General features: G+C 70.2%; 16 protein-coding genes. 6 read left to right on the top strand and 10 right to left on the bottom strand.

Annotated features, from left to right (window positions below; genetic code table 11):
* Positions 1-266: 266 nt before the first annotated feature.
* The gene (locus IEX31_RS05550) at positions 267-1187 is read right to left on the bottom strand and encodes a heme o synthase (protein ID WP_188742448.1); all 921 of its coding nucleotides are present in this window, start codon (positions 1185-1187) and stop codon (positions 267-269) included.
* A 326-nt stretch (positions 1188-1513) separates the two neighbouring features.
* Between IEX31_RS05550 and tkt the strand changes: the two genes are divergently transcribed.
* Genes tkt through pgl form a run of 6 tightly spaced genes read left to right on the top strand, consistent with a single transcriptional unit; the run spans position 1514 to position 9629 of the window.
* A complete protein-coding gene (tkt, locus tag IEX31_RS05545; protein WP_188742447.1) occupies positions 1514-3607 on the top strand; it encodes a transketolase in 2094 nt (697 codons plus the stop codon).
* A 27-nt stretch (positions 3608-3634) separates the two neighbouring features.
* Positions 3635-4747: a transaldolase gene (gene tal, locus IEX31_RS05540; RefSeq protein WP_188742446.1), complete on the top strand. Its 1113-nt coding sequence runs from the start codon at positions 3635-3637 to the stop codon at positions 4745-4747.
* Positions 4744-6348: a glucose-6-phosphate isomerase gene (locus IEX31_RS05535; RefSeq protein WP_188742445.1), complete on the top strand. Its 1605-nt coding sequence runs from the start codon at positions 4744-4746 to the stop codon at positions 6346-6348. Before tal ends, IEX31_RS05535 begins: the two co-directional genes overlap by 4 nt.
* Positions 6349-6364: 16 nt before the next feature.
* Positions 6365-7906 carry a glucose-6-phosphate dehydrogenase gene (zwf, locus tag IEX31_RS05530; protein ID WP_188742444.1) on the top strand — a complete coding sequence of 514 codons (1542 nt, stop codon included), beginning with the start codon at positions 6365-6367 and terminating at the stop codon, positions 7904-7906.
* Positions 7903-8862 carry a glucose-6-phosphate dehydrogenase assembly protein OpcA gene (locus IEX31_RS05525; RefSeq protein WP_188742443.1) on the top strand — a complete coding sequence of 320 codons (960 nt, stop codon included), beginning with the start codon at positions 7903-7905 and terminating at the stop codon, positions 8860-8862. The genes zwf and IEX31_RS05525 overlap by 4 nt, the downstream gene beginning before the upstream one ends.
* Positions 8859-9629 carry a 6-phosphogluconolactonase gene (gene pgl, locus IEX31_RS05520; protein ID WP_188742442.1) on the top strand — a complete coding sequence of 257 codons (771 nt, stop codon included), beginning with the start codon at positions 8859-8861 and terminating at the stop codon, positions 9627-9629. Before IEX31_RS05525 ends, pgl begins: the two co-directional genes overlap by 4 nt.
* 86 nt (positions 9630-9715) lie before the next feature.
* Here the strand turns inward: pgl and IEX31_RS05515 are convergent, their stop codons facing one another.
* From IEX31_RS05515 to uvrC, 9 genes are all read right to left on the bottom strand, one after another.
* A complete protein-coding gene (locus tag IEX31_RS05515; RefSeq protein ID WP_188742441.1) occupies positions 9716-10084 on the bottom strand; it encodes an RNA polymerase-binding protein RbpA in 369 nt (122 codons plus the stop codon).
* A gap of 10 nt (positions 10085-10094) precedes the next feature.
* A complete protein-coding gene (gene secG / locus IEX31_RS05510) occupies positions 10095-10346 on the bottom strand; it encodes a preprotein translocase subunit SecG (RefSeq protein WP_136706898.1) in 252 nt (83 codons plus the stop codon).
* A gap of 103 nt (positions 10347-10449) precedes the next feature.
* Positions 10450-11262, bottom strand: coding sequence for a triose-phosphate isomerase (gene tpiA, locus IEX31_RS05505; RefSeq protein ID WP_188742440.1), 813 nt, complete (start codon positions 11260-11262; stop codon positions 10450-10452).
* Positions 11253-12467 carry a phosphoglycerate kinase gene (locus tag IEX31_RS05500; protein WP_188742439.1) on the bottom strand — a complete coding sequence of 405 codons (1215 nt, stop codon included), beginning with the start codon at positions 12465-12467 and terminating at the stop codon, positions 11253-11255. Before IEX31_RS05500 ends, tpiA begins: the two co-directional genes overlap by 10 nt.
* Before the next feature lie 11 nt (positions 12468-12478).
* Entirely contained in the window at positions 12479-13483 is a 1005-nt protein-coding gene (gap, locus tag IEX31_RS05495; RefSeq protein ID WP_188742438.1) for a type I glyceraldehyde-3-phosphate dehydrogenase, read from the bottom strand.
* 93 nt (positions 13484-13576) lie between these two features.
* Entirely contained in the window at positions 13577-14203 is a 627-nt protein-coding gene (locus IEX31_RS05490) for a superoxide dismutase (protein ID WP_188742437.1), read from the bottom strand.
* A 157-nt stretch (positions 14204-14360) separates the two neighbouring features.
* Positions 14361-15341, bottom strand: coding sequence for a DNA-binding protein WhiA (whiA, locus tag IEX31_RS05485; RefSeq protein WP_188742436.1), 981 nt, complete (start codon positions 15339-15341; stop codon positions 14361-14363).
* 51 nt (positions 15342-15392) lie between these two features.
* Entirely contained in the window at positions 15393-16271 is an 879-nt protein-coding gene (gene rapZ / locus IEX31_RS05480) for an RNase adapter RapZ (RefSeq protein ID WP_188742435.1), read from the bottom strand.
* Between the two features lie 36 nt (positions 16272-16307).
* Positions 16308-18248: an excinuclease ABC subunit UvrC gene (gene uvrC / locus IEX31_RS05475; RefSeq protein ID WP_188742434.1), complete on the bottom strand. Its 1941-nt coding sequence runs from the start codon at positions 18246-18248 to the stop codon at positions 16308-16310.
* Positions 18249-18250 lie beyond the last annotated feature (2 nt).

Below are 18250 nucleotides of genomic sequence, written 5' to 3'. Positions count from 1 at the left end.
CGAGCGCCGTCCCGGGTAGGCCCCGTCCCACGGGCGAACGGCATGGCGCTGACCTGCATCTCGACCTCCGCTGCGGTCGTCCTGACCTTCAGGATAGGTCGGCGTTCTCCGACTTCACGGGCAGGATCACCTGCCCGTCGGGGCGCCGGTCGCTGCACATTCAGGCATCACCGGCGGCGGTCCACGACGACGACACCGTCGGCGAGCGGAAGCGGCAGCCATCGCTGGAGTCGAGCATGCGCCTGACGGCGCGTCCGCCTTTTCGCTCAGAACGGGAGCAGCGGGTCGATCCCGATCGCGAGGAACAGGAGCGAGAGGTACACGATCGACCCGTGGAACACGCGCATCGGCGAGACCTGCTCGTGCCGGATGGCGAGGTTGTAGAGGCGGTGCGTCTCGGAGATGAACCACGCCCCCGTGACGAACGCGATGGTCGAGTAGACGAGGCCCATGCCCGCGACGGGGATGAGCAGCAACGAGGACGCGACGGTCGCCCAGGCGTAGAGGATCACCTGCAGTCCGACCTGTGCGCGACCGCGAACGACGGCGAGCATGGGCACGCCGGCGGCGGCGTAGTCGTCGCGGTACTTCATCGACAGCGGCCAGTAGTGCGGCGGCGTCCAGAGGAAGATGATCAGGAAGAGGATGAACGGCGTCCAGGTGAGGCTCTCGGTGACGGCAGCCCAGCCGATGAGCACGGGCATGCATCCCGCGATTCCCCCCCAGACGATGTTCTGGGCGGTGCGGCGCTTCAGGATGAGGCTGTAGAAGACGACGTACAGGAGGATCGCGGCGAGCGAGAGCAGGGCGGCGAGCCAGTTCGTGAAGACCCAGAGCCACGCGATGGATGCCGCGCCGAGACCGTACGCGAAGACGATCGCCTCGCGGTCGGTGAGCTCGCCGGTGACGAGCGGGCGCCCCTGCGTGCGCTTCATCACCCGGTCGATGTCACGATCGATGTAGCAGTTGAACGCTCCGGCGGAACCGGCGCTCATGGCGCCGCCGATGAGGGTGGCGACGAGCAGCCACAGGTCGGGCAGGCCGTCCTGCGCGAGGATCATGGTGGGCGCGGTGACGACGAGCAGCAGCTCGATGACTCGCGGCTTCGTCAGCGCGAGGTAGGCCGACAGCTTGCTCCGGACCGTCATGGGCGGTCGCGACTCGCGGATGTGTACGGCTGCCTGCATCGTTCCTCTTCCGGGCGCGGGCACATTCGGCCAGACTCCGCGCGACCCCAGACGATTCTAGGCCATGGCCGCGCGAGCATCGATCGGAATGCGCTTGCCGACCTCGCATCGCACGGCGTCGCGCGTGAGTCACAGCCCGTCACGGAGTGCACCTGCATCCATATACTTGGGGAATGCGCGCCCGGCTCCACGGGTTCGACCAACCGGGCGTCACGCGAACACGTGCCCGGTCGAAACCGCCCGCGTGGCGGACCGCGCCGCAACGTCCTCGGCGGGTCGGGCCCGACGGTTCCCGACGCCGTCACGATCGGAAGGAACAGCACCTCGTGGCAACTCTGCAGTGGGAACCCATCGACGATCGCGCGGTCGACACGGCGCGCGTGCTCGCGGCCGATGCCGTCGAGAAGGTCGGCAACGGGCACCCCGGCACCGCGATGAGCCTCGCGCCCGCCGCGTACCTCCTCTTCCAGAAGGTGATGCGCCGCGACCCGGCCGACCGCTCCTGGCTCGGGCGCGACCGGTTCATCCTCTCGGCCGGCCACTCCTCGCTCACCCAGTACGTGCAGCTCTACCTCGCCGGCGACGGCCTCGAGCTCGACGACCTGAAGGCGCTCCGCACCTGGGGCTCCAAGACCCCCGGCCACCCCGAGTACGGCCACACCGACGGCGTCGAGATCACCACCGGCCCCCTCGGCCAGGGCCTCGCCTCCGCCGTGGGATTCGCCTACGCCGCCCGCTTCGAGCGCGGCCTTTTCGACCCGGATGCCGCGGCGGGCACGAGCCCCTTCGACCACTTCGTCTACGTCGTCGCGGGAGACGGCGACCTGCAGGAGGGCGTGACGAGCGAGGCATCCTCGCTCGCGGGACACCAGCAGCTCGGCAACCTCGTCGTCATCTACGACTCGAACCAGATCTCCATCGAGGACGACACGAACATCGCGTTCACCGAGGACGTCGCCGAGCGCTACGAGGCCTACGGCTGGCACGTGCAGACCGTCGACTGGAAGAAGACGGGAGAGTACGTCGAGGACGTCGCCGAGCTGCACCGGGCGATCGAGGCCGCGCAGGGCGAGACCTCCAAGCCGTCGATCATCGTACTGAAGACCATCATCGGCTGGCCGAGCCCCGGCAAGCAGAACACCGGCAAGATCCACGGCTCCGCCCTCGGCGCAGCAGAGCTCGCCGCCACCAAGGAGGTGCTCGGCTTCGACCCCCAGCAGACCTTCGTCGTCGCTGAGGACGTGCTCGAGCACACCCGCGAGGCGCGCGAACGCGGCGCCGTGCAGCACGCCGAGTGGCAGGTCGCGTTCGACGCCTGGGCCGCCGCCAACCCCGAGCGGAAGGCGCTGCTCGACCGGCTCGAGGCGGGCGAGCTGCCCGACGACGTGGCATCCGTGCTCCCGTCGTTCGAGGGCGGCACCGAGGTCTCCACCCGCGCGGCATCCGGCAAGGTCATCAACGCCCTCGCCGGAGTGCTGCCCGAGTTCTGGGGCGGCTCGGCCGACCTCGCCGAGTCGAACCTCACGACCATCACCGCCGCGGCGTCGTTCATCCCGACCGAGCACTCCACGCACGAGTTCGCGGGTGAGCCCTACGGGCGCGTGCTGCACTTCGGCATCCGCGAGCACGCCATGGGCGCGATCGTGAACGGCATCGTGCTGCACGGGAAGACCCGCCCGTTCGGCGGCACCTTCCTCATCTTCAGCGACTACATGCGCCCGGCGGTCCGCCTCGCGGCCCTCATGAAGGTGCCGTCGATCTTCGTGTGGACGCACGACTCCGTGGCACTGGGCGAAGACGGCCCCACGCACCAGCCCGTCGAGCAGCTCGCCACCCTCCGCGCCATTCCCGGGTTCACCGTCGTGCGTCCCGCCGACGGGAACGAGACCGCAGTGGCCTGGCTCGAGATCCTGAAGCGCCGCGGCGGCCCGGTCGGCATCGCGCTCACCCGCCAGAACATCCCGGTGTTCGAGCGCGGCGAGGGCGAGGCATCCGGTGACACCCTGGCCTCGGCCGCGGGGCTCGCACGCGGCGCGTACGTCCTGGCCGAGGCACCGTCGGGCACCCCCGAGGTCATCCTCATCGCCACGGGTTCCGAGGTGCAGCTCGCCGTGGCCGCCCGCGAACAGCTCGCCGCAGTGGGCATCCAGGCACGGGTCGTGTCGGCACCGAGCCTCGAGTGGTTCGAGGAGCAGGATGCCGCGTACCGGGAGTCCGTGCTGCCCGCGTCAGTGACCGCCCGCGTGTCCGTCGAGGCCGGCATCGCCCTCTCGTGGCACCCGTACGTGGGCGACCGCGGCCGGAGCGTCTCGATCGAGCACTTCGGCGCATCCGCCGACTACAAGACCCTGTTCCGCGAGTTCGGCATCACGACGGACGCCGTCGTCGCCGCCGCGAAAGAGACGCTCGCGTCCGACTGACGCGCGCAACGAAGGAGACGACACCCCATGACCACCACCTCCCCCACCGCAGCGCTGTCCTCCGCCGGCGTGAGCATCTGGCTCGACGACCTGTCGCGTGAGCGAATCACCTCGGGCGGGCTCGAGCGGCTGATCGCCGAGCGCAACGTCGTCGGCGTGACCACCAACCCGACCATCTTCGCGGGTGCCCTCGCGAAGGGCGAGGGCTACACCGAGCAGCTGCACGAGCTCGCCGGCCAGGGTGCCGACGTCGAGGCGGCCGTGTTCGAGACGACGACCGCCGACGTGCGCGATGCGGCCGACCTCTTCCGCCCGGTGTACGACACCACCGACGGCTACGACGGCCGAGTCTCGATCGAGGTCTCCCCCGACCTCGCGAACGACACCGACGCGACCATCGCCGAAGCCCACCGACTCTGGGACAAGGTCGACCGGCCGAACGTCATGATCAAGATCCCGGCCACCCTCGAGGGGCTTCCGGCGATCACCGCCGCTATCGGCGCCGGCATCAGCGTCAACGTCACCCTGATCTTCAGCCTCGACCGCTACCGCCAGGTCATCGACGCGTACCTGACCGGCCTCGAGCAGGCGAAGGCGGCGGGCCTCGACCTGTCGAGCATCCACTCGGTCGCCTCGTTCTTCGTGTCACGTGTCGACACCGAGGTCGATCGGCGCCTGAGCGAGATCGGCACCGACGAGGCCCTCGCGCTGAAGGGCAAGGCCGGCGTCGCGAACGCCCGCCTCGCGTACGAGCTCTACGTCGCGCATTTCGCGTCCGAGCGCGCGACCGCCCTGCTCGACGACGGCGGGCACCGCCAGCGCCCCCTGTGGGCCTCGACCGGCGTGAAGGACCCGTCGCTGCCCGACACCCTCTACGTGACCGAGCTCGTCGCGCCCGGCGTGGTCAACACGATGCCCGAGAAGACGCTCGAGGCCACCTTCGACCACGGCGTGATCGAGGGCGACACCGTCACGGGTGCCTACGCCGACGCGGGCGCCGTGCTCGACGCGCTTGCGCGCGCGGGTGTCGACTACGACGACGTCACCGGGGTGCTCGAGCGCGAGGGCGTGGAGAAGTTCATCGTCTCGTGGCACGAACTGCTCGACACCGTCCGCGGTGCGCTGGAGGCGGCGCGATGAGCTTCCGCATCTCGGTCAGCGGCGCCGCCGCCGATGCCGTTCGCCGAGTCGTGCCGCAGCTCGTGGCCGACCTCGTGGCCAGCGGCATCACCGGCCAGGATGCCTCGCTCTGGGGCCCGGCCGCCGAGGAGGAGTCCGCCAAGCGCCTCGGATGGACCGAGGCGGTGGCCGTCTCGCGGCCGCTCGTCGCCGAGATCGAGGCGCTCCGCGAGCAGCTCGAGGCCAAGGGCGTCGACCACATCGTGCTCGCCGGCATGGGGGGATCCTCCCTCGCGCCCGAGGTCATCACTCGCACCGCGCGGGTCGGACTCACGGTGCTCGACTCGACCGAACCCGGCCAGGTGCGGGCGGCGCTCGCCGACCGTCTCGGTCGGTCAGCCCTCGTCGTCTCGTCGAAGTCGGGCTCGACGGTCGAGACCGACAGCCAGCGCCGCGTGTACGAGCGGGCCTTCCGTGATGCCGGTATCGACCCGACGTCGCGCATCATCGTCGTGACCGATCCCGGCTCGCCGCTCGACGAGTCCGCTCGCGCCGCCGGCTACCGCGTGTTCAACGCTGATCCGACCGTGGGCGGCCGGTACTCCGCGCTCACGGCATTCGGCCTCGTGCCTTCGGGCCTCGCCGGCGTCGACATCGCCGAGATCCTCGACGAGGCCGAGACCATCGAACTGTCGCTCGCGGTCGACACCGCAGAGAACCCCGGCCTCGTGCTCGGGGCGGCGATCGCGGCCACGGCGCCTCTCCGCGACAAGCTCGCGATCGTCGCCGACGGCACGCACGTCGTCGGTTTCGCCGACTGGGCCGAGCAGCTCATCGCCGAGTCCACGGGCAAGAAGGGGACCGGCATCCTGCCCGTCGTCCTCGACGCCGAAGCACCCGAGCTCGCCGCCCGCCTTCCTGACGTGCAGGTCGTGCGACTCGTCGACGACGCCGGTGACGAGATCTTCGTCGACGACCCCTCGGGCGACATCCGGGTGTCGGGCACGCTCGGCGCGCAGTTGCTCGTGTGGGAGTACGCCACCGCCGTGGCGGGCCGGCTGCTCGGGATCAACCCGTTCGACCAGCCCGACGTCGAGTCGGCCAAGATCGCCGCACGCGGTCTGCTCGACGCCCGCCCCGAGCCCGCACCCGCGGCATTCGTGGCCGACGGCATCGAGGTGCGCGGCACTCCCGACGTGATCGGCGCCTCGAGCGACCTCGCGTCGGCCATCGACGTACTGCTCGAGGAGCTTCCGCCGAACGGCTACCTGTCGGTGCAGGCGTACGTCGACCGAGTCGCCCACCCCGAGCTGGCCGGACTGCGCGACGCCCTCGCCACCCGGGCGGGCCGCCCCGTCACCTTCGGCTGGGGCCCCCGCTTCCTGCACTCGACGGGCCAGTTCCACAAGGGCGGCCCTGCGGTCGGCGTATTCCTGCAGATCACCGAGGTCGCCGACGACGACCTCGAGATCCCGGAGCGCCCGTTCACGTTCGGCCAGCTCATCGCCGCCCAGGCCTCGGGGGACGCGAGCGTGCTCGCCGATCACGGCAGGCCAGTGCTCACGCTCACGCTGACGGAGCCTGCGTCGAACATCCCGACACTGTTCGACGCCGTCGGCTGATCAGAGGGAAGACTCCATGGCTCCGACCGCGATCTCCGCGCAGCGCAACCCGCTGCGCTCGCCCAAGGACTACCGCCTCAACCGCATCGCCGGCCCGTCGAGTCTCATCATCTTCGGCGTCACCGGCGACCTCTCGCGCAAGAAGCTCATGCCCGCGGTCTACGATCTCGCCAATCGTGGGCTGCTGCCGCCCGGCTTCGCGCTCGTCGGCTTCGCGCGGCGGGACTGGGCCGACGAGGACTTCGAGCAGGTCGTCCACGACTCGGTCAGGCAGTACGCGCGCACCGAGTTCCGTGAGGACGTCTGGAAGCAGCTGGCCCGCGGCATCCGGTTCGTGCAGGGCGACTTCGACGACGACGCGGCGTTCGACCGGCTCCGCGGCGTCGTCGAGGAGCTCGACCGGAAGCGCGGCACCATGGGCAACCACGCGTTCTACCTGTCGATCCCGCCGAAGTCGTTCCCGCTCGTCACCGAGCAGCTGAAGCGGTCGGGACTCACCGGACAGCGGGACGACCAGTGGCGTCGGGTGGTCATCGAGAAGCCGTTCGGGTCCGACCTGCAGTCGGCGCGGGAACTGAACGACGTCGTCGCCTCGGTGTTCCCGCCCGACTCGGTGTTCCGTATCGACCACTACCTCGGCAAGGAGACGGTGCAGAACATCCTGGCGCTGCGCTTCGCGAACCAACTCTACGAGCCCATCTGGAACGCCAACCACGTCGACCACGTGCAGATCACGATGGCCGAGGACATCGGCGTCGGTGGCCGCGCGGGCTACTACGACGGGATCGGCGCTGCGCGCGACGTCATCCAGAACCACCTGCTCCAGCTGCTCGCCCTCACGGCCATGGAGGAGCCGATCTCCTTCAAGGCCGGCGACCTGCGCGCCGAGAAGGAGAAGATCCTGGCCGCCGTGCGGCTGCCCGGTGACCTCGCCGCCGGCACCGCCCGCGGGCAGTACTCCGGCGGTTGGCAGGGCGGTGAGGAGGTCGTCGGCTTCCTCGACGAGGACGGCATGAACCCCCGGTCCACCACCGAGACGTACGCCGCGATGAAGCTCACGATCGGCACCCGGCGCTGGGCCGGCGTGCCGTTCTACCTGCGCGCGGGAAAGCGACTCGGCCGCCGCGTGACCGAGATCGCGGTCGTGTTCAAGCGGGCGCCGCAGCAGGTGTTCGCCGACAGCCAGACCTCCGAGCTCGGCCAGAACGCGCTCGTGATCCGCGTGCAGCCCGACGAGGGCGTCACGATCCGCTTCGGATCGAAGGTGCCGGGCGCCGGCATGCAGGTGCGCGACGTCACCATGGACTTCGGATATGGGCACGCCTTCACCGAGGCGAGTCCCGAGGCGTACGAGCGGCTCATCCTGGACGTGCTGCTCGGCGACCCGCCGCTCTTCCCCCGTCAGGAGGAGGTCGAACTCTCCTGGAAGATCCTCGATCCCATCGAGGAATTCTGGGCCACCCAGGGCCGGCCCGAGCAGTACCGGCCCGGTACCTGGGGGCCCGCGTCGGCGGACGAACTGCTCGCCCGCGACGGACGGACCTGGAGGCGCCCATGATCGTCGACCTGCCCGACACCACCACGAGCCAGATCTCGAAGACGCTCGTGAAGGTCCGCGAGGAGGGCGGCGTCGTCGCCCTCGGGCGCGTGCTGACCCTGGTGATCGCCACCGCACCGGGGGGCGAGGAGGAGGCGATCGAGGCTGCGAACGACGCGTCGAGGGAGCATCCGATGCGCGTCATCGTGATCTCCAGCGACCCCGACGAGGCTCCGCGCACGCCGTCGCGACTCGACGCGGAGATCCGCGTCGGCGGCGACGCGGGCGCGAGCGAGGTGATCGTGCTGCGCGCGTGCGGCGACGCAGCGCTCGACGAGGAGAGCCTCGTCATGGGCCTCCTGCTGCCGGATGCCCCGGTCGTCACCTGGTGGCCGGGCATGGCGCCGGGTGTTCCCGCGGAGGCGCCGCTCGGTCGCATCGCGCACCGCAGGATCACGGATGCCTCGACCCAGGCCGACCCGCAGGCGGCGTTGCACGCCCTCGCGACGAGCTACCACCCCGGCGACGCCGACTTCGCGTGGACGCGACTCACGCTGTGGCGGGCGCAGCTCGCCGCGGTGCTCGACCAGCCCCCGTACGAGCCGGTCGTCGGCGTCACCGTGACGGGCGCGATCGACTCGCCGTCCACGACGCTGCTGGCAGCGTGGCTCCGACTGCAGCTCGACGCGCCCAGCACCTGCGTGCTGACCGGCATCGAGTCCGGATCGCACGGCATCCACGGCGTCCGGCTCGATCGCCCCGGCGGCACGATCGAGCTGGTGCGCGACGTGCCCGGCGTCGCCACGCTGCGCCAGCCCGGCCAACCCGTGCATGACGTGGCGCTGCCCCGTCGCAGCCTCCGCGACTGCCTCGCGGACGAGCTCCGCCGTCTCGACCCCGACGAGTTGTACGGTGAAGTGATCACGAGGGGCATCGCGCTCCTGGATGCCAGGGAGGCCGAAGGAGTCCATGCATGACGAATGAACGACGCGTGCTCGTACATCCCGACAAGGCGTCGTTGGCGAGTTCCGTCGCCGCGCGGTTCATCACGAAGATGCTCGACATCCTCGACGCGCAGGCGGTGGCTCACGTCGTGCTCACCGGTGGATCCATGGGATCCGCGATGCTCGAGGCAGTGGCCGCGTCACCGGCGCGCACGTCGATCGACTGGTCGCGCGTGCACTTCTGGTGGGGCGACGAGCGCTGGGTGCCGGCCGGCGACGGCGAACGCAACGACCGGCAGGCGCAGGAGGCGCTGCTCGACGACCTCGACCTGCCTGCCGAGAACGTGCACCCGTTCCCGGCATCGGATTCCGGGCTCTCGCTCGACGAGGCCGCCGCCTCCGCCGCGGCAGAGCTGTCGACGCACGGCGTCGACGGGCTGCCGCATCCCATCTTCGACATCACCTTCCTCGGCGTCGGCCCCGACGGGCACATCGCCTCGCTGTTCCCGCACCGCTCGGGCATCCGGGTGACCGATCGCACCGTCATCGCCGTGCGGAACTCGCCCAAGCCGCCGCCCGAGCGCCTCAGCCTGACGCGCCCGGTGATCAACTCCTCGCAGCGCGTGTGGCTCGTGCTCGCCGGCGCCGACAAGGCCTCGGCGCTCGGCCTCGCCCTTGCCGGTGCGAGTCGCGACGAGGTGCCGGTCGCCGGGATCAAGGGGCGCCGTCGCACGGTGTTCTTCGTCGACGCGGATGCGGCCGCCGAGGTGCCTGAGGCGCTCATCTCGCGCGATTACTGATCGCGGAGTCGGACCACGACGCCGTCGGGCCGACGAGGAGGGGGCCAGCCCACCGGCTGGCCCCCTCACGTTCGTGGTCTCGGACGTCAGTCCTGTGGCGCGGCCTGTCCGCGGCGGGCGCGAAGCTGCGTGAGCGCCTCCTCGAGCAGGGCTGCAGCCTCTTCGTCGGTGCGCCGCTCCTTCACGTACGCGAGGTGCGTCTTGTACGGCTCGAGCTTCGACACCGACGGCGGGTTCTCCTTGTCGCGGCCGGCCGGCATGCCTGTCGATGGGCTGTCGATGATGTCGGGGATCTCCTCCTCGGGGAGGTTCGCCGCGAAGTGGCGCACGGTCTCGTTGCCCTGGGCGTCCCAGTAGCTCACCGCGACGCGGTCGGCGTGGAAGCCGCGGTCCTGTTCGCCCATCGGGCCCGCGCCCACGCGCGAGCCCCGGATGGCGCTGTTTCCCGATGCCATGACTCCCCCGTCAGATTCCGGCGTCGAACTTGGTGATGAGGCCGAGCAGCACGATGCACGTCACCCATACGAGTCCGAGGATGATCGTGATGCGGTTGAGGTTGCGCTCGGCGACACCGGACGCGCCGAGGCTCGAGGTGACGCCGCCGCCGAACATGTCGGACAGACCGCCGCCGCGGCCCTTGTGCAGCAGGATGAGCAGCGTCAGCAGGAGGCTCGTGAGACCGAGCAGCACCTGCAGGACGACCTGGAGAATCTCCACGGTGAACCTTTCCGGGCACGACGCAGTGGGTCGAGCCGTCAATCAGTATAACGGGACGTGCACCGCCGACCACGGAACGAAGTCCGCAGGCGGCGGCAGGATGTCACGTGCCGACGTGCTTCTTGAACCGGACGATGCTCGAGAACTCGTCGATGTCGAGGCTCGCACCGCCGACGAGGGCGCCGTCGACGTTCGGCTCCCTGAGGAACGACGCGATGTTCGCCGCCGTCACCGAGCCGCCGTAGAGGATGCGCGTCGCGGTGGCCGCCTCGTCGCCGAGCAGCTCGCCGATGAGGGCGCGAAGCGCGGCGCACACCTGCTCGGCCTGCTCGGGGATCGCCGCCTGCCCGGAGCCGATCGCCCAGACGGGCTCGTAGGCGACGACGAGTCCCTTGGAGCCGTCGACGCCGTCGAGTGCGGCACGCAGCTGCGCGACGGGCACGGCGCTCGGGCCGTGCGCCTCGAGGTCGTCCGCGGTCTCCCCCACGCAGACGACGGGCACGATCCCGTGGCGGTGCGCGGCGAGCACCTTCGAGTTGACGTCGGCGTCGGTCTCGCCGTGCAGCGTACGCCGCTCGGAGTGCCCGATGATCGCGTAGGCGCAGTCGAGCTGCGCCAGGAACGCCCCCGAGATCTCGCCCGTGTAGGCGCCTGAGTCGTGGGCCGAGACATCCTGCGCGCCGTACCCGATGGGGAGAGAGTCGGCCGTCACGAGCGTCTGCACCGACCGCAGATCGGTGAACGGCGGGAACACGGCCACCTCCGCATCGGCGAAGTCGTGCTTCGCGTCGGCGAGCGCCCAGGCGAGCTTCTGCACGAATGCGATCGCCTGCAGGTGGTCGAGGTTCATCTTCCAGTTGCCGGCGATGAACGGGATACGTGCGCCGCCCTGAGGCGGTCGAAGGGTCACTGCCATCCGAGGACCTCCAGTCCGGGGAGCTTCTTGCCCTCGAGGAACTCGAGGCTCGCGCCTCCGCCCGTCGAGATGTGTCCGAATGCCTTGTCGGGGAAGCCGAGCTGTCGAACGGCCGCAGCGGAGTCGCCGCCGCCGACGACGCTGAGCCCGTCGACCTCCGTGAGCGCCTCGGCCACCACACGCGTGCCTTCGGCGAACGGTGCGAGCTCGAACACCCCCATGGGACCGTTCCAGAAGACCGTCTTCGACTCGCGGATGCGGGCGGCGAACGCGGCCGCCGTCGCGGGGCCGATGTCCAGGCCGAGTCCGGATGTCCCGAACGGCGTGTCCTCGATGGCGTCGGCCGGCGCGACGACATGCTCGGCGTCGGCCGAGAACGAGGCGGCGACGACCACGTCGGTCGGCAGCACGATCGACACGCCGCGCTCCTCCGCCTGGGCGAGGTAGCCCTTCACGGTGTCGATCTGGTCGGCCTCGAGGAGGCTCGACGCCACCTTGTGGCCCCGGGCGGCGAAGAATGTGAACAGCATGCCGCCGCCGATCAGCAGCGTGTCGACGCGGGGCAGGAGGTGCGCGATCACGCCGAGCTTGTCCGACACCTTCGACCCCCCGAGCACGACCGTGTACGGCCGCTCGGGCGACTCCGTGAGCCGGTCGAGCACGTCGAGCTCCGAGGCGATGAGGAGCCCTGCCGCGCTGGGCCGGAGTTCCTCGAGCTCGTACACGCTCGCCTGCTTGCGATGCACCACGCCGAATCCGTCGGAGACGACCGCGTCGGCGAAGCCTGCCAGCTCGCCCGCGAACGCCGTGCGCTCGGCCTCGTTCTTCGAGGTCTCCCCCGGGTTGAAGCGGAGGTTCTCGAGCACGAGCACCTCGCCGTCGCCGAGCGCGGCGACCTTGGCCGCGGCATCCGCACCGACCGTGTCGGTCGCGAAGGCGACGGGGGCGTCGAGCAGCTCGCCGAGGCGGCTCGCCACGGGTGCGAGGCTGTACTTCGGGTCGGGCGCGCCTTCGGGGCGGCCCAGATGGGAGACCACGATCACGCGGGCCCGCCCGCCCGTGAGGGCCCGGATGGTCGGCACCGACGCCCGCACACGCCCGTCGTCCGTGATGACCTCGCCCTGCAGAGGGACATTGAGGTCGCAACGGACGACGACGCGCCTGCCGGCGAGCGGACCGAGGGACTCGATCGTTCGCAGGGTCACATTCACTCGTTTCAGAGGCGCTCGGCCACGTATTCGGTCAGGTCGACGAGGCGGTTGGAGTAACCCCACTCGTTGTCGTACCACCCCGACAGCTTCACCTGGTCGCCGATCACGCGGGTGAGCCCGGAGTCGAAGATACAGGAGTAGGGGTCGGAGACGATGTCGCTCGACACGAGCTCGTCCTCGCTGTACTTCAGGATGCCCTTGAGCGGGCCCTCCGCGGCCGCCTTGTAGGCGGCCTTCACCTCGTCGACCGTCACCGGACGCGACGACGTCACGGTGAGGTCGGTGATCGAGCCGGTGGGAACGGGCACGCGCAGCGCGAAACCGTCGAGCTTGCCGACCAGTTCGGGGAGCACGAGGCCGATGGCCTTCGCGGCGCCCGTGGAGGTGGGGACGATGTTGATCGCCGCGGCGCGGGCACGGCGGAGGTCCTTGTGCGGGCCGTCCTGGAGGTTCTGGTCGGCGGTGTACGCGTGCACCGTGGTCATCAGGCCGCGCTCGATGCCGAACGCGTCGTTGAAGACCTTCGCGAGGGGCGCCAGGCAGTTGGTGGTGCACGAGGCGTTCGAGATGATGTGGTGCTTCTCGGGGTCGTACGTCTGCTCGTTGACGCCCATGACGAACGTCGCATCCTCATCGGTCGCCGGAGCCGAGATGAGGACCTTCTTCGCGCCCGCCTGGAGGTGCTTGCGCGCGTCGGCGGCCTTCGTGAAGAACCCAGTGGACTCGATCACGATATCCACGCCGAGCTCGCCCCACGGCAGGTTCGCCGGATCGCGCTCCGCGAACGCCCTGATGGCCGTGCCGCCGACGATGATGTGCTCGTCGTCGTAGTCGACCGTGGCGTCGATGCGCCCGGTCACCGAGTCGAACTCCAACAGGTGGGCGAGCGTCTTGTTGTCGGTGAGGTCGTTCACCGCGACGACCTCGAGGTCGGCGCCCTGCGCGAGCGCGGCGCGGAAGTAGTTGCGGCCGATTCGGCCGAAGCCGTTGATGCCGATCTTCACGGACACGGAAGTCTCCTGTTCAACGAGCGCGAGAGCGCGTTTGCACGGGTACTGATCGGACGGCAGGGGTCCCCGGACAGCGTCCGGGGACACCAACCGCTATGACAGTAGCAGCAGCCCTGAGGTCTTCTCGCGCGCGGTCGTGAGGCGCTGCTGGACGTTCTCCCAGTTCGCGATGCTCCAGAACGCCTTCACGTAATCGGCGCGGACGTTCTTGTAATCGAGGTAGTACGCGTGCTCCCACACGTCGAGCATGAGGAGCGGCACGATGCCCGCCGGCATGTTCGCCTGCTGGTCGAAGAACTGGACGACGAGGAGGCGCTGCCCGATCGAGTCCCAGGCGAGCACGGCCCATCCCGAGCCCTGCACGCCGAGCGCGGTCGCCGTGAAGTGCGCCTGGAACTTGTCGAACGACCCGAACTGGTCTTCGATCGCCGACGAGAGGTCGCCGGTGGGCTTGTCGCCGCCGTCGGGCGAGAGGTTGGTCCAGAAGATCGAGTGGTTGACGTGGCCGCCGAGGTTGAACGCGAGGTCCTTCTCGAGCTTGTTGACGTTGGCGAGGTTGCCCGAGTCGCGCGCCTCGGCGAGCTGCTCGAGGGCGGTGTTCGCGCCGGTCACGTACGCCTGGTGGTGCTTCGAGTGGTGCAGTTCCATGATCGTGCCGCTGATCGCGGGCTGGAGCGCCGAGTAGTCGTAGGGCAGATCCGGGAGGGTGTAGTCGGCCATTGCTTCTCCTTGTCAGATACCGGGCATTCCGGGCTCCTGCCCGGCGTTCCGCGGCTGCATCCTCGAGTCTATGCCCGGGCCGGGAACGACGACCGGGGTTGACGCGGCCCACGACGAACAGCGGATGCCACGGCATCCGCGTGCGCGCAGCCCCTGGTCAGACGTCGTCGAGGTCGGGCGGCAGGCTGGCCTCAGTGCCGGGTACGCCCAGCTCGACCGCACGCCTGTCGGCCATCGCGAGCAGGCGGCGGATGCGCCCGGCGACGGCGTCCTTCGTCATGGGCGGGTCAGCGTGGTGGCCGAGCTCGTCGAGGCTCGAATCGCGGTGCGCGAGGCGGAGTTCGCCGGCGTAGCGCAGGTGCTCGGGGATGTCGTCGCCGAGGAGCTCCATCGCGCGTTCGACGCGCGCGCACGCCGCGACGGCGGCCTGCGCGGAACGGCGGAGATTGGCGTCGTCGAAGTTGACGAGGCGGTTGGCGGTGGCCCGCACCTCGCGTCGCTGGCGCAGCTCCTCCCAGTTGCGCACCGTCTCGGTGGCGCCCATGAGTGCGAGCATCGCGCTGATCGCCTCGCCGTCGCGGATGACGACGCGGTGCACGCCGCGCACCTCGCGGGCCTTCGCCGAGATGCCGAGTCGGCCGGCGGCGCCGACGAGTGCCATCGCCGTCTCGTTGCCCGGGCACGTGACCTCGAGGGCCGCGGAACGGCCCGGATCGGTGAGGCTGCCGTGTGCGAGGAACGCGCCCCGCCACACCGCGGCGACGTCATCGCGGGAGCCGGTGGTGAGCTTGTTCGGCAGGCCCCGCACCGGGCGCCGGCGTGCATCGAGCAGGCCCGTCTGCCGCGCGAGCGTCTCGCCGCCGTCGAGCACGCGCACGAGGTACTGGTTCGACCGGCGGATCCCCGACGGCGAGATCACCGAGACATCCGGTCGCACGCCGTACAGCTCGCCGAGGTCGCGCGTCACGCGCCGGGCGATGGTCGGCGAGTCGAGCTCGGCCTCGATGGCGATGCGCCCCGAGATGATGTGCAACCCGCCTGCGAACCTGAGCACCGAGGCGAGCTCGGCCGCCCGAACGCTCGTCTTGGACACCTCGACCCGCGCGAGCTCCTCCTTCACGTCGCCCGTCAGCGCCACGTCACACCCTCTCCTTCGTCGATCGCGTCAGGTCGTCGGGGCTCGAACCGATCATTCCCGGCCCCGATCACGGTGCTTCACGCTCACCACGACGCCCGGCAGCTGCTCGAGCCGCTCCGCGAGTTCCCGCACGATCGCCACCGAACGGTGCTTGCCACCCGTGCAGCCGATCGCGATCGTCGCATGCCGCTTGTTCTCACGCTGGTATCCCGCGAGCACCGGCGCGAGCGCCGCCGCGTACGCGTCGATGAACTCGTGTGCTCCCGGCTGGCTCAGGACGTACTCGGACACGGCGGCATCCTCGCCGCTCAGGTGCCTGAGCTCGGGGATCCAGAACGGGTTCGGCAGGAATCGCGCGTCGGCGACGAGGTCGGCGTCGGCCGGCAGGCCGTACTTGAAGCCGAAGCTCAGGATGGTCACCTGGAGCCCGGCCCGCCCCTCCTCCGCGAACGTCTCGGTGATGAGCGTCGCGAGTTGGTGGATGTTGAGGTCGGACGTGTCGATGACCATGTCGCTCGACTCGCGGAGCTCCGCGAGGCGGATCCGCTCGGCCTCGATGCCGTCGAGGATGGTGCCGTTCCCCTGCAGCGGGTGCGGACGACGCACCGACTCGAACCGGCGCACGAGGACCGCGTCCGTGGCATCGAGGAAGACGACCCGAACGTTGGTACCGGTGCGGAGCGCTTGGATGATCTCCTGCAGTTCCGAGAAGAAGTCACGACCACGCACGTCCACGACCGCGGCGATGCGCGGCAGCGAGGTGCCCGCGCGCTCCACGAGTTCGACGAGCGGGCGGAGCATCTGCGGCGGCAGGTTGTCGACCACGTACCAGTCGAGGTCCTCGAGGGCGTTGCCGACGGTCGAGCGGCCCGCCCCCGACATCCCGGTGACGATCAGCACCTCCTGTTGCTGCTCAGCCCCGGCTGCCATCGTCTCGGGCCCCCTTCCGCGCGTCGACACTCCAGCCTACCGGGGCGCCGACACGCCGTCGGCGCGCAGGTGCCCGTGCACGGTGGCCGCGAGCGTCGGCCCGATGCCCTTGACCTCGCCGATCTCGGACTCGGTGGCCGCGCGCAGCCGCGACACGGATCCGAAATGGCGGAGCAGCTCCTTCACGCGCGCCGGACCGAGGCCGGGGATCTCGGAGAGGAGGGTGCCGATGTCGCGCTTGCGCCGCTGGCGCTGGTGCGTGATCGCGAACCGGTGCGCCTCGTCGCGCACGCGCTGGAACAGGAAGAGCGCGTCGCTGTTGCGCGGCAGGATCACCGGGAAGTCGGCGTCGGGGGTCCAGATCTCCTCGAGCCGCTTTGCGATGCCGCAGAGGTAGATGCCCTCGACCCCCGACTCCTCGAGGGCGCGGGCGGCCGCGGCCACCTGGGGCTGGCCGCCGTCGACCACGAGGAGGTTCGGGCGATAGGCGAACTTCCTGCGTCGCTCGGACGCCGCGGGGGCGTCGTCGGTGCCCGCCGCCGTGTCGCCGGCCGCCGACGGCGGGTCGACGGTCGGACCCGGCGCAAGGTAGGCGAGCCGCCGCGTCAGCACCTGGTGGATCGAGTCGGTGTCGTCGTTCGAGTTCGGGATCGTGAAGCGCCGGTACTCGTCTTTGCGGGGCAGTCCGTCTTCGAACACGACCATCGAGGCGACGATGTTGGTGCCGCTCAGGTGCGACACATCGAAGCACTCGATGCGCAGCGGCGCGTCGGCCATGCCGAGCGCCTCCTGGATGTCCTCCAGGGCGCGCGAGCGCGTCGTGAAATCGGCGCTGCGCCGCGTCTTGTAGAGCATGAGCGACTGCCTGGCGTTCTGGGTCGCGGTCTGCAGCAGCGCCGCCTTGTCACCGCGCTGCGCAGCGCGGAGCCGCACCTTGCGGCCGGCGAGCGTCGCCAGCCACGTCTCGAGCGCCTCGGCGTCGTCGGGGAGTTCGGGCACGATGACCTCGCGCGCCGGGTTGAGCCCGTCGACGTACGCGTTCTGCACGACCGAGTCGACGAGCTCGCCGAGCGGGACGTCGAGTTCCTTGTCGACCGTCCACGTGCGCACCCCCCGAACCCGGCCGCTCCGCACGATGAACAACTGCACCGCCGCGGCGAGCTCGTCGTGCTCCACGCCGAAGACGTCGATGTCGACTCGGTCGCCGAGCACCATGGCGCTCTTCTCGAAGAACGCCCGCGCGGCCTGCAGCTGGTCGCGCCGCCGCGCCGCGGTCTCGTAGTCCTGCACCGCGGCCGCGGAGCGCATCTCGTGCTCGAGGTCGTCCAGGATGCGCGGGTCCTGGTTCTGCATGAAGGCCACGAACCGGTCGACGTTCGCGCGATGCTCCTCGATCGTGACCCGGCCCGAGCACGGGCCGAAGCAGCGGCCGATCTGGCCGGCGAAACAGGGCTTGCCCGACGCCATCGCCCGTCGGTAGTCGCTGTCCTTGCACGTGCGGATCGGGAACAGCTTGATGAGGAGGTCGAGGGTCTCGTTCACGGCCCAGACCTTCGGATACGGGCCGAAGTACCGGGCACCTGGGATTCCCCGCTTGCGCGACACCATGGCGCGCGGCGCCTCGTCGGCGAGCGTCACCACGAGGTACGGGTAGGACTTGTCGTCCTTGAACCGCACGTTGAACGGGGGCTTCAGCTCGTTGATCCACGTGATCTCGAGGTTCAGCGCCTCGACGTCGGTGCGGACGACGGTCCACTCGACGGACGCGGCGCTCGTGACCATGCGGCGCGTGCGCTCCTGCAAGGTGTGCAGCGGCGCGAAGTAGTTCGACAGTCGCGCGCGCAGGTTCTTCGCCTTGCCGACGTAGAGCACGCGTCGCTCGGCATCGCGGAAACGGTAGACGCCCGGCGCGGTGGGGATCTCCGCCGCCTTGGGGCGATACGGGACGCCCTCGTTCTTCGGCAATGCTGTGCTCATCG

This window comes from Agromyces bauzanensis, assembly GCF_014645655.1.
GTDB lineage: Bacteria > Actinomycetota > Actinomycetes > Actinomycetales > Microbacteriaceae > Agromyces > Agromyces bauzanensis.
The sequence above is the reverse complement of the archived record's forward strand: the minus strand, read 5'-3'. Positions and strand labels throughout refer to the sequence as shown.